Origin of the sequence: Desulfurella multipotens, assembly GCF_900101285.1 — a bacterium.
GTDB lineage: Bacteria > Campylobacterota_A > Desulfurellia > Desulfurellales > Desulfurellaceae > Desulfurella > Desulfurella acetivorans.
Map to the genome: position 1 here is coordinate 74,589 of NZ_FMYU01000010.1, position 12,145 is coordinate 86,733.

Below are 12,145 nucleotides of genomic sequence, written 5' to 3' on the forward strand. Positions count from 1 at the left end.
TTACTAGTTTATAATCTAAAATTTAAGTTTTTTAGCATAGCATATAAATCACAACATTCAACACCAAACTCTTGACAAACATTAGGGATTTGTATCTTATTTTTTCTTGTTGGATTTGGTTTTTCAAAAGTTACAATAGTATAATTAGATTTATCTATTAAAGCAAAAGCAATCAACCATGGATCCGCATTATCTTCTTTCATAAAGTCATCTATAGCATTTCTCATATAATGATTGTTTTGTTTATCTGCCCATCGCACAAGTTCTGCATATTGGAGAAAAACTTGTTCATTTTTTGTATTTAAAAAATACTCTCTGAATTTTTCATTAGCCCATTTTTTTAAATCATCATAACCTTTATTGATTTCATCAAAAACTTTATCTATGCTGGCAACGGTACTATTTTGAGCCCATTCCAATAAAAAATCCCAAAACTTAGTCCCAAACTCAAATGAATAAAAAAATCTTGCAGCAGTCATAAAAGTATTTGAGTCAATTAGGTATACCATATTGCACGCTGAATAAGAGTATCATAAGTTTTAGAACTCAAGTTAGTAATTCTCAAAGCATCTCTAAATAGGATAGTATTGTTTTTAACCGCAGTATTTAGTATATGCAAAAATCTTTTGCTTAAACGAGTAGGAAGAGTTTGGTAAAAATTACCCCCAAAACTCTGTGGTGCTTTGATTTCTTTTTTATATAACTTTTTGAATTGTTCATAAAATTCTTGTTGTGTGATTATAGATGTATCCAATAATCTCCGCAATATCACTATCTGACTAACTTTAAAATACCCTGCTAATCCTTCCAAATCTGTTTTTTGTCTATAGATATTTCTAATTTCTTCTTCTGGTACTAAAAATTCGGCTGTGCATTTATCACAAAATATTTCTATTCGATTATTTGCAGATTGAAAATTTTGTAAATCAAAGGATGCACTTTGACCAATTAAAATATGAACTACTTCGTGGATAAGTGTAAATATTTTTGCAGAGATGGCATCGTTATTATTTATAAACACTACTGGTGCTATTTCATCGTATAATACAAATCCTCTGAACTCGTTTACATTTAATTTAAGACGAGTATTATTCCCAACTACTCCATTTCTAAGAACAATGATTCCTTTTTCTTCTGCTTTATCAATTAAATAATTCAATGCTTCTGTCCATGTAGATTTTCTGCTTGCCCAACCATCTTGAATTTCAAAAATATCTTTTATTTTTTCCAATACTTCTTCTGCATTATAATTATCTTTATACTTCCCACAATAAGGCAGTTTTTCCTGTCCCCATTCCAATAAAATTTCCTTTGCCCATTCCTGTATTTTTTGAGCAAACTGAATGGTTTCCAGCAACTCATTGGACGGAACGAAATCACCGTCTTGTAAAGTTCTATAGTGCGGTATTGGGTATTTTCTTTCAGGAAGTTTTTCTAAAAAGAAATAACCAAAAGGAATATGAAATATTTTAGAAAGTTCAATTAACTGATTATATGTTGGATAGTCCACTCCTTTTATCCATTTGTCATATTTCGGAAATTTATTTTTTGCCTGATCTGTTTGTTCAGGCATCCTCTGTGAAAGTTCTTCTAAGATATTGACATTAATGTTTGTTACTTTCATATTTACTCCCACCAAATTAAAGGTTTTATTATCTTATAATCCAAATCTTTGATGTTAATTTTTGTACCATCTTCAAACTCAACATCATCATTACTTATTTTCTTAATCCACTTGCCGGTAAGATTAGACAATGTCTCGGCAATGTCTATATTCAGATAGAGTTTTGATAGATCCACTTTGACTTTGTTATTTTCATAATCTATTTCCAACGCTTTAAGCATCTTCTCGTCTTTCAAAAACACATATTGCTCGTAAGGGGATTTATTGCCTGCAATAAACATATCGTGATTTTCATAAACCGTATTTGCCAATGCTTCTTCATATTGCTCAAGTTCGTAGTATTTGAAGAATCCACCGCCTTGATATTCTTTTACTTCTTTTGAAATGCCCGATTTATCATAAGCCAAAACTTTTTTCATTCTTGGTAAAACTACAGTATAAAAGTGTTCTCCCATCTCAACGCCAATCCATTTTCTACCGAGTTTGTGCGCTACTGCGGTGGTTGTGCCAGAGCCTAAAAAGAAATCTATAACTAAATCATTTTTATTTGAAGCTGTCTCAATCGCTCTTTTAAGCAAAATTTCAGAATTTTCTGTTTGAAAATCCCAATTAGAAGTATAACCAGAAACATCCGTCCAATTTGAATCGATCTGTTTTATTTCTGTTGGAGCTAACAGATATTCAACTTTAACATCTTCTTTATTTTTACACTTTGGGCATCCTTTCCAAGAACCTGAAATGTGAATATATCCGCATTTTCTACATTTTATTCTTATCCTCTTTTCATTTTCCATTTGTTTTATATTCTCTTGTCCATATGTCCAGTGTCGTCCTTTTGGAGGGTGAAATAAATAATCAAAAATGTAAAGTGCTTGTCCTTGTCCTTGCGAATCCATTGCATGCCATCTTTCAGCTTTTGCCTTTGCTAATTGCTTGAATAAAAGATTGAATTGAAAAGCGTCAGTCTTGGAATAAAAAAACAATGAGTCTGTTGCAGTATTGAATTTTTGAACTTTTGGATCTTGTTTGCTTATTCTGCTAATTATTAATTCATTCCTAAAATTCTCCTTTCCAAAAATCTCATCCATCAAACATCTCACAATCCAGTTTCCGTTGTAATCGCATCGCACAAAAATGCTTCCTTTTTCGTTCAGCCACTCTTTGGCAATTCTCAATCTGTTTTCAAGTAAAGTTGCCCAGTTGGCATCTTTGTAATTGGTGCGGTAAAGAAATTGGTCAGAAGAATCCAAATTAAACGGTGGGTCAATATAAATCGTTTGCACTTTTTCTTTGAATTTCGGCAGTATTGTATTTAATGCCTGATAGTTCTCGCTCTTTATCAGCCAACCATCTAGAGATTTGTCTAAATCATCAAACTGGCTCAAAATTTCAAGCTCTAAATCCTTGAAGTATTTTGTATCAATTGGTAAATGCTCGTATTTTTTAGATAGATGTTTCCCAGTTAAATCGGTTTCAAAAATATCGCTTGTTTTAAAGCTTTCATCTACTATGCCCAGTTCCTGCCACTCTTTTATTTGATCATTTATACCATTATGTTTTAATATTTTTTCAACGAGTTTTAGAGATTTTTCGCTTTGCTCAGAATGACAAGCAAAAATGATTCTATCCAGTGTAATCACATAGTTTGAATTCTTAACAAACTTCGGCTTATTCCAGATTTTTACTAACTCGTCTTCAAACTGCGAAATAAAGTCAATAATTTTAAAAGCAATACTTTTCAGGATTTGCAGTTGATTAACTCTATCAGCGTCCCATTCTTTTGCCCCATCCCAGAAATACTGATAACTCCAGAGTTTAAATTGCTCTTGTAAAAATGCTTTGGCATTTTTATTGATAAAGAAGTCTACTTCACTTTGCTTTTCAAAAACCCTGAAGGCACGTTCTAATTGTTCTTCGGTAATCTGAATATGCTTTCTCTTTAATTCTTTAAGTATGTCTTCTGCCTTTGTTACTCTGCCTTTTTCAGCGTAATGCACATTAAAAACAACTGTCTTATCCTGTTTTATTTCTTTGAGTTCAAAAATCAAACTTCTTTTTTCATTGGCTTTTTTGTTTTCTATGGTAGAAGCGTCAAAGTAAAATTTAAATCCGTCAAACTCAACCGGCAAACTTCTAAAAATCCTGTCGGTTTTGACATAGTAGAGCATCTGCGTTTTCCAGAATAGAATAACATCCTTTTCATCGGTATAAACTTTTTCGTAGATGTTATTATGAAATGGCGTTGAGTTGAAATAGATTGAGCCACTTTCTGTAAAATAGCGGTTAAAAAAGGAGTAGAGCTTATCAAATAGTTCATCTCTGAAAGCAGGATATTTTTCTAGAGCCGTTTCAATATCTTTTTTGAGGATATCTTCAATCTTGCGATAGTAGTTTGATTTTATCCGCATCAAATTAATAAAACCGCTAGTGCCTTCAATCTTAGCGCCAATAAATACATCCTGTAACGCTTTATAAAACTTTTGTTCTTTGGTCACGATTAAACTACCTCGAATAAGTTCTGGTCGGGGCGAGAGGATTTGAACCTCCGACACCCAGTACCCGAAACTGGTGCGCTACCAGACTGCGCTACGCCCCGCACTGAAGATAAATTATGAAATTTGTACCAATGTGTCAAGACAAATATTTACCCAAAAAAACAAAAACCAAAATTAAAAGTAACTCATTTGTTTCAATTAACAATCCGTAAAAATCACCATTTAGGCCACCAAATTTTTTTGTCAAAAGATTGCCAAAAAACAAGCTACAGCAAACGCTAAATATTAAAATTATAATTGAAAACCTATAAATTGGCGATAAAATAGCAATCACAATAAAACTTGAAATTATTAAATGATAGCTTTTAAGCTCATTTTTTGTCTTTTGTGCCATACCAGAAGAAATGTATGGGAAAAATCTCATGGGAAATATTACACTAAAGCGCGAAGCACTTACCGCCACAATAAACAAAGACATATTTTTAAGGTAAACAAAAGCAGTCAATTTTGTAATTATAAATAATGTGCCAAAAATTACAGAAAATGAACCAAGGTGGGGATCTTTTAAAATGCTCAATAATTTTTCTTTTGGTGCTTTTAAAAAAATTGCATCAAGACTGTCAAACAAGCCATCAAGATGAAGTGCACCATAAGAAAACGTATAAAAGCTAAATATTAAAACTTTTACCAGAATATAGGGCTCAATACATGCAATTTTGCAAAGCAAATAGACAATTAATCCTAAAACAAACCCCACAACACCATAATTTACACATGCGTAAGCATTGTAGCCTTCTTTGAATGTATAAATTCTAAATAATGGTATATTTGTTAGCATATTCCATGCTATTGCAAAACCAATAAAAAACTTTTTCATTTGATTTTTATACTAATGCCTGCTGAGCATAAAAACACTTCATCACATTTTTTGGCTATAATTTGAGCAACAATCCCATTGTAATGAGCAAACTTTCTTGCAAGTTCATTGTCAGGTATAACGCAAGCTCCTACTTCATTTATTACAAATACACAATTTTGAATCTGTGATATATTATGTGCTGTATTTTCAATTTCGTTTTCCTTATTGCTCAATAACATATTGCTAACCCAAAAACTCAGGCAATCAAGTAGCTTGTATTCTTTTATAGATTGTAGCTTTTCATAGATAAAAAGTGGTTCTTCTATTGTAATAAAACTGTTTTTTCGTTCTTTTTTGTGAAGTTCAATCTTTTTTTTCATTTCTTCATCAACTGCAATCCCTGTTGCAATAAAATATGGTTTTGTTTGGGCAATTTTAAGTGTATATTCCAATGCAAGTCGGGATTTGCCACTTTTATTTGGACCAATAAAAAGCGCATTCATCGAATAAAAATCCTCCAGTTTTCTATTATAACTAACAAAACCAATATCAAAACAATTGCTAAATCTATTTTATTTTTTTGCCTAAGTGCTCTAAATACATCAGATTCATCGAGTTTGCATTTATTAAAACCAAGCGTTGGTTTAAAAACTACTTTACCAAAATAACTTGTAGGACCACCCAGACAAACTTCAAGAGAATATGCAAAAGCTCCTATTGGATAAACTGAGTTTGGACTTGTATAGTATCTTGATAGTTTTGAAATATTTTTAATGTAGTTAAGTTTTTTGTTTACAAAAAGCACAATTAGTGCAGTTAATCTGGCTGGAATGAAGTTTAAAACATCATCAGCCCTTGCGCTAATTTTGCCAAATTTTTCATAACGAGCGTTTCTATAGCCTATCATTGAATCAAGCGTATTTGTGCATTTATAAACTACAAGCCCCCACAAACCAAAAAGCAATAGGTAAAATAACGGAGCAATAACTGCGTCATTTATGTTTTCTGCATAAGTTTCAATACAGGCTTTGTAAACATCAGATTCACTTAGGCTATCAACATCACGGCTAACCAAATACCTGAGTTTTTGCCTCGGGTTATCAGAAAGGACAACTTTTTTGACTTCTTTATAAAGCATATTGTTTGCAATCAAAATACCAGATAGACCTATTTCAAAAACATACCAGTATATTTTTGGCAAAATAATAGAGATAAATCCAACAAAACAAAGTGCCAATAAGTTCGTAATTATAAAAATAATTGCTCCTGCTTTTATGCTATCTTTGTAAAAATGCCTTTCAAAAAAACTTATAAACTTACCTATCAAAACAACAGGATGGTATTTTAATTTTATTGATCCAAAAATATAATCAATCAGATATGCGCAAAAGGCTAAAAAACTATAGGAGTTTAATAAACTTATCCACATAAAAATTCATTTTAGATGTTTGTATAAATTGTGCAAGGTGTTTTTTATAAGCTTTTTTATAGCAGAAACCAGGATAATTTGGGTTTACTTTTTTTAACAGGTAAGTCCTTAGTTTATCGCTAAATAGCGCTTCGTGCACAAGCGTGCCAAATATATTTTCATCTTCGTAAAATAGTTTTTCAGTATGTCCAAAATGCATCTCAAATCCTTCTACGTCGAAATCAATAATTTTGTAAACAGAACGCTTTAGTGTTTTTTCTCTTAAAAAGTAAACAGGACCATCAATTAAGCCCAAACCTCTTGCATGCTTGACATTTGATTCAACATTGTCAAAAATATCGCTAAATAGCATTTGATAGCCGCCACATAAGGCTATAATTTTGCATTTTTTTAAAACCTTGTAATCTTGTTTTTTTAAAAGCATAAGATCAAAAACTGTTTGTCTTGTGCCTGGTAGAATTACTACATCAAACATTTCTGCCAAATTTAAATCACTAAAAAATGTAACTTCAACATTTTTATCCAAAACAAGTGGTTCTATATCAAAGTAATTACTTATGTGTCTAAAGCGATAAACACCTGCTCTAATAAGTGGTTTTTTACTTTGACTGTAATTATCTATGTTGAAGCTGTCTTCATATCCAATATTTAATGTTTTATAGGGCAAAATACCCAAAATTGGTAAGCCGAATTCATTTTCTATTATTTTTATTCCCTGGTTAAACAATCTTATATCGCCTCTAAACTTGTTAATTATAACACCAGAAATTTCAAGGCCAATTTTTTTTAATAACTCTTTTGTACCATATATGCTTGCAAATACACCACCCCTTTCAATATCTGCTACAAATACAATTTTTGGTTTAAATGTTTTTGCTATAAAAACATTAGCCAAGTCTTTTTCTAAAAAATTAAGCTCTGTTGGGCTACCTGCGCCTTCTGCTACAATTAAACCTTGCTTTTTCAGATTTTTGTAGCTTTTTTCTATTGAGGATTTAAAAGTATCAATATTTGCATAAAACTCACTTGTATTTATCTCGTCAAAAAATTTTCCATTTAAAATAATATGCAGTTTTTGATTGTTTGCTGATTTTACAAGTAACGGATTCATAAAGTAACTAGTTTTTAAATCAATAGATTTTGCTTGAAAGTATTGAGCAAATGCAATCTCAGTATTATCATCTGCAACAGTTGAATTGTTTGAGAAATTTTGGGCTTTAAAGGGTAGGGCTTTAATATTGTTTTGCTTTAAAATATTCAATAAAAACATTGTAATTGTAGATTTTCCAGCGCTGGATGATGAGCCTAAAACCAATATGTCGTTCATTTCAGAGCCTTTTTTAGAATTTTTAGCTCTTTTTTGGTTTTAACGGCAAATCTAACATGAAATTCATCTAAAAAATCAAAATTTGAACAATCCCTGATTAATATATTGTAAGCTGATAATTTATCCTGCAGAGCAATAGAGCTTATGTGTTTTAGCTTTGCTAACAAAAAATTAGTGCTTGAATCATATATTTTTTCAAATAAGTCAGAATTTTCTAAAATTTCGCGCAATAATTGTTTATTTTTTTCTACATAAATTTTTGATTTAATTTCAAATTTTTTATCTTTTAAAGCTTGTAAAATAAATTGTTCATCAAATGTAGATATGTTCCAAAGAGGTGCTTTAAACTTTGTTTTACTTATTAAAACGCCAACTCTAACACCAGCACATCCATAAAATTTGCTAAAAGACTTTAAAATAATAAGTTTTTCAAAATCCTTTAAAAAGCAAAGTGCACTTTTTTTACCACTAAAATCCAAAAAAGATTCATCTATTAGCACTGTATTATTTTGCTTGCACCATATATCAAAAAATTTTTTTAAATCGTAGTAAGTGCCATCTGGCGTAGAAGGATTTACAAAAACAACCAATGAGTCTTTAGGCGGAATTTCGTACATATTTGAAAATCTATTTATTAATTGTACTTTATTTGCCTTTTTGTATTCTGAAAAAATAGGTGCGTATAAAGTAACATCGTCAAAGTGATTTATAATGGTAAATATTGCATCTGTTGAACCATTAAACAGTTGAATATAGTTTTTATCAATATTGTATTTTTTTGAGATAGCTTTTTTGAGTTTAACATATCTTGGGTCAGGGTAGGGGCTAACATTAATGTTTTTTAACTTAACTTTTGGCTTTACAAAATTTATATTCGAAGAAAAATCAATAACATCTTTTGGTTTAATATTGAGTTTTTTTGCAAAACTATAAATATCAGCGCCATGAAAAAAACTATCCATTGTAAACTTTTTAAACACTTCCTAAGCTCTAGTATATTAAATGAATGCACTTAGTCAATCTCAAAAAATATCTTTATATTGATACTCAATTTAATTTTATAATTAATATGGCAAAATTTTATTTACAAATTAAAAATTTTTTAATATAATACAGTAACATAATAATATGCGCTTTTGATTTTTAGGTTTTGGCGTTTTAGATTTGTTTGGTTTAGCAAAGGAGCGTTCAAATTAACAATTTTCCTGAAATACTAAAAGATTCTAAAATATTTGGCATATTTATTTATCAGGATAATGGTTCTATAGTGTATACAAATAAAACATTTAATGAATTTTTAGGCTATGATCATAATGAACTTTTAGGAAAAAGTTTTTACGATTTGATTGATGTTCCAGATAAAGAATTAGAAATGATAAAAAATATAGCAAAAAGACGCATGCAAGGAGAGGTTTTTAGCATAGAACTCAAAGAATATGTACTTATTGGCAAAAACAAAATTAAAGTACCAGTTTCTATTTTTGCATATACAATTGAGTATGAAGGAAAACCTTCAGGACTGGTTGTAGTATTTAATAAAACAAAAGAAAAAGCATATGAAAAGCTATTTTTTGCTTTAAGTCAAATAAACCAGTTAATAATCAGACAAAACGATTGCAGCAGGTGTAGAAATCGGTGGCAGTTTGATACTTTAAAATCGATGGGTTGCGATTATTTCCAGGGTTATCTTTTTTATAAGCCAATGCCAAAAGATAAATTTTTTGAATTATTAAAAAATGGGGGGTGATTTATGATTAATAAACTTGTAATTTTTACTGTCGTAACTTTTTTGCTTTATTTTGCAGGAGGAGCAATAGGTTATATATTTTTTAGGGAATTTGTAAACCAGTACTTTATGTATACATTTAGTATAGCTACAACAGCTTTTGCTATTGCAAATTTTTGGTATTACTACAAAGTAGTAATTGGGCCAACGATAAAAGCAAACAAAGAGTATATGCAGTTGCTTCAAAACGAAAAGCATGATTTAACAAAAAAGTATGAAATGCCAAAGTTTATTCAAGCAGTGGATGTTTTTTTAAATGACATGCTAACATTTTCCAAAAATATTTTTAATGAGCTAATACTTAATGCTACAAAAACAGCTGTATTTAATGCAAAATTTAACTTTGAGCTAAAAAATATTTACACATCACATGAATGAAACTAAAGACAATTTAGAAGCAATAAATAAAACAATGAATGACTCAACGAAATCAATTGCTGATATCTCAAAAAACATGGAAGGTTTTGCACGTTTTATGGAAGAGGTAAATAACATAAGTAATAAAACAATTGCAATAACAGACGAGATTAACAATGGCTCAAAGCAAACAATGAAAGTGCTTGAAAATAATAATAAGTCAATGGAAAATTTGCAAAACCAGATAGATGGTATAATATCAATTGTAAATATCATAAATGATATATCAAACCAAACAAACCTGCTTGCCTTGAATGCTGCTATTGAAGCAGCCAGAGCCGGTGAGCATGGCAGGGGCTTTGCTGTAGTAGCAGATGAAATAAGAAAGCTTGCAGAGCAAACACAAAAGCAATCAAAAGAGATAGAAAAAACGATAAATATTGTTGCAGAAAACTTTGATGGTTTAATTGATGGAAATAAAATGATTGGTGACACTATAGATAAAAATATGCATTCTGTACAAGATATGATTATAGCTTTTGAAAACCTTGCAGATAAAATTAATCAGGCAAACAAAATGATAAACTCAATTACTGCAGGTATAGAGCAGCAGTCAAGCTCAGTAGAAGAAGTAGCTCAAACTGTAGGCTACCTTGCAAATGCAGTTAAAGAAATATCAAACAGTCTTGATGAAATCAGCTCAAAAAGCTTAGATTTAAGCAAAATGTCTTCGCAGGCAGCAAATATTATAAAAAAGGTGAAAGTAGGTAGCCCGCTTGAAAAAGTTGTGGAAATTGCAAATCAGGGTGCTAAAGAAATGAAAGAGTTCATTGAAGAATCTATTAAAAAGGGTTTAATTTCATCTGAAGATATATGGGATAGAAATTATATTCCAATTCCAAACACTAATCCTCAAAAATATCGCACTAGGTTTACTGACTTTTTTAAAAAATACATTCAACCTATTGAAGATAAATATCTTAATATGGATCCAAACTTTAGGTTTTTTTTGCTTACAGATAACAACGGTTATTTAATTCACAATTCAATTTATGATAAACCTTTAACTGGTAATTACGAAAAGGATCTTGTAGGAAACCGATCCATGAGAATATTTAATGACCCTGTGGGATTAGCTGTTGCAAGAAACACAGATAGCGTGATCATTCAGGTATACCCAAGGGATACTGGTGAAGTTATGGCAGATATTGGTGTACCAGTTTTTATAGAAGGCAAACATTGGGGTGGCATAAGAGTAGGTCTTGCTGTAGAAAATATTTAAGGGAGGCAATATGAGTATTAAAAAATTACTTAATTTTTCAAATGGTTTTTATCTTGTAAGTGCTATTGCTTTGCTATTGGTTATCGCTTTTTTAGGATACAATGTAAACAATAGCATAAAAAAAACTGATTTGCAACAAAACTTGGTTTGTAATTTAAATGATATTTTGGTAGCTGGTTTACAAAAAAACGCTTCACTAAACAGTATTTTAATTTATCCAGAAAATCAAAGAGCAAAAAAGAATTTTGAAGCTGCTCAAAAAAATATGGATAAAGCATTAAAAAATGCTTTTAGTATAGCCAATCAAGAACAAAAAATTCAACTTTTAAATTTACAAAAAAACTTAAAATTAGATGAAAAAGTTGAAAACCAAATGATTCAAGCTGCAATTGAAGGCTCTGCTCAGGATTATATAGACGGGCTAATGCAACAAAAAATTATTTTCTGGCGCGATGCTTTTTTGGCTTTGCAAAAAATGATCAATCAAGAAAATCAAAGTTATAATAAAGAAAAGCAACTAATGCAAAAGTATATTATTGCTACAGTTTTGGTTGTAGTTATAGCTATGATTCTTACGGTTATCGTGGTGTTTATAGTATGGATAATTTTGTATAGAAGAATTTTCGTACCTCTAAAAAATGTAAACTCTCTTGTCTCCACCCTTGCCAAAGGTGGTGGTGATTTAACTATTGTATTGCCAAAGGACTCAAATGATGAATTTGGAGAACTAACAGACAATCTCAACAAATTCATATCAACACTTAAAGATATTGTTAGCCAGATTGTTTCAAAGGCAAAAGAAGTCCAATCTTCTGTAAACTCTCTTGCCACTTCAGCTGCTCAAATATCTGCTTCAAGCGAGCAGGTATCATCAAACACAAAAGAGATATCACACGCAACAGAAGACACAGCAAATGCACTATCCGGTATTGCAAGATCAACAGAAGACATAAGGGTATCTTCCGATGAAGCAAAAGAAATAACAG

General features: G+C 30.7%; 12 protein-coding genes and 1 tRNA gene. 4 read left to right on the forward strand and 9 right to left on the reverse strand.

Going from position 1 to position 12,145, the window contains the following annotated elements; all coding sequences use genetic code 11:
* Nucleotides 1–8: 8 nt before the first annotated feature.
* The 9 genes from BLQ93_RS07435 to BLQ93_RS07475 all read right to left on the reverse strand — a co-directional run bounded on the left by BLQ93_RS07435 (nucleotide 9) and on the right by BLQ93_RS07475 (nucleotide 8,714).
* Nucleotides 9–509, reverse strand: a complete 501-nt coding sequence (locus BLQ93_RS07435; protein ID WP_092129329.1) for a DUF4411 family protein — start codon at nucleotides 507–509, stop codon at nucleotides 9–11.
* Entirely contained in the window at nucleotides 497–1,624 is a 1,128-nt protein-coding gene (locus BLQ93_RS07440; protein WP_092129331.1) for an ImmA/IrrE family metallo-endopeptidase, read from the reverse strand. Before BLQ93_RS07440 ends, BLQ93_RS07435 begins: the two co-directional genes overlap by 13 nt.
* 2 nt (nucleotides 1,625–1,626) lie before the next feature.
* Nucleotides 1,627–4,119, reverse strand: coding sequence for a site-specific DNA-methyltransferase (locus tag BLQ93_RS07445; protein WP_216818760.1), 2,493 nt, complete (start codon nucleotides 4,117–4,119; stop codon nucleotides 1,627–1,629).
* A 24-nt stretch (nucleotides 4,120–4,143) separates the two neighbouring features.
* Nucleotides 4,144–4,220: transfer RNA gene (locus BLQ93_RS07450), tRNA-Pro, on the reverse strand.
* 35 nt (nucleotides 4,221–4,255) lie between these two features.
* Nucleotides 4,256–4,996 carry an adenosylcobinamide-GDP ribazoletransferase gene (locus BLQ93_RS07455; protein ID WP_092129333.1) on the reverse strand — a complete coding sequence of 247 codons (741 nt, stop codon included), beginning with the start codon at nucleotides 4,994–4,996 and terminating at the stop codon, nucleotides 4,256–4,258.
* Entirely contained in the window at nucleotides 4,993–5,481 is a 489-nt protein-coding gene (locus tag BLQ93_RS07460; RefSeq protein WP_092129335.1) for a bifunctional adenosylcobinamide kinase/adenosylcobinamide-phosphate guanylyltransferase, read from the reverse strand. Before BLQ93_RS07460 ends, BLQ93_RS07455 begins: the two co-directional genes overlap by 4 nt.
* Complete coding sequence (gene cbiB, locus BLQ93_RS07465; protein ID WP_092129337.1) at nucleotides 5,478–6,407, reverse strand: adenosylcobinamide-phosphate synthase CbiB; 930 nt, start codon at nucleotides 6,405–6,407, stop codon at nucleotides 5,478–5,480. Before cbiB ends, BLQ93_RS07460 begins: the two co-directional genes overlap by 4 nt.
* The gene (locus BLQ93_RS07470) at nucleotides 6,379–7,734 is read right to left on the reverse strand and encodes a cobyric acid synthase (RefSeq protein ID WP_092129339.1); all 1,356 of its coding nucleotides are present in this window, start codon (nucleotides 7,732–7,734) and stop codon (nucleotides 6,379–6,381) included. Before BLQ93_RS07470 ends, cbiB begins: the two co-directional genes overlap by 29 nt.
* Nucleotides 7,731–8,714, reverse strand: a complete 984-nt coding sequence (locus BLQ93_RS07475) for a pyridoxal phosphate-dependent aminotransferase (protein ID WP_092129341.1) — start codon at nucleotides 8,712–8,714, stop codon at nucleotides 7,731–7,733. The genes BLQ93_RS07470 and BLQ93_RS07475 overlap by 4 nt, the downstream gene beginning before the upstream one ends.
* Nucleotides 8,715–8,971: 257 nt before the next feature.
* Here BLQ93_RS07475 and BLQ93_RS07480 point away from each other — a divergent pair, with 257 nt between their 5' ends.
* From BLQ93_RS07480 to BLQ93_RS07495, 4 genes are all read left to right on the forward strand, one after another.
* A complete protein-coding gene (locus BLQ93_RS07480) occupies nucleotides 8,972–9,481 on the forward strand; it encodes a PAS domain-containing protein (RefSeq protein ID WP_281182335.1) in 510 nt (169 codons plus the stop codon).
* Between the two features lie 3 nt (nucleotides 9,482–9,484).
* Nucleotides 9,485–9,898, forward strand: a complete 414-nt coding sequence (locus BLQ93_RS07485; RefSeq protein WP_092129345.1) for a hypothetical protein — start codon at nucleotides 9,485–9,487, stop codon at nucleotides 9,896–9,898.
* Entirely contained in the window at nucleotides 9,891–11,159 is a 1,269-nt protein-coding gene (locus BLQ93_RS07490) for a methyl-accepting chemotaxis protein (RefSeq protein ID WP_092129347.1), read from the forward strand. The genes BLQ93_RS07485 and BLQ93_RS07490 overlap by 8 nt, the downstream gene beginning before the upstream one ends.
* Nucleotides 11,160–11,169: 10 nt before the next feature.
* Nucleotides 11,170–12,145: methyl-accepting chemotaxis protein (locus BLQ93_RS07495; RefSeq protein ID WP_143338718.1), on the forward strand; the 976-nt coding region annotated here is incomplete at its 3' end.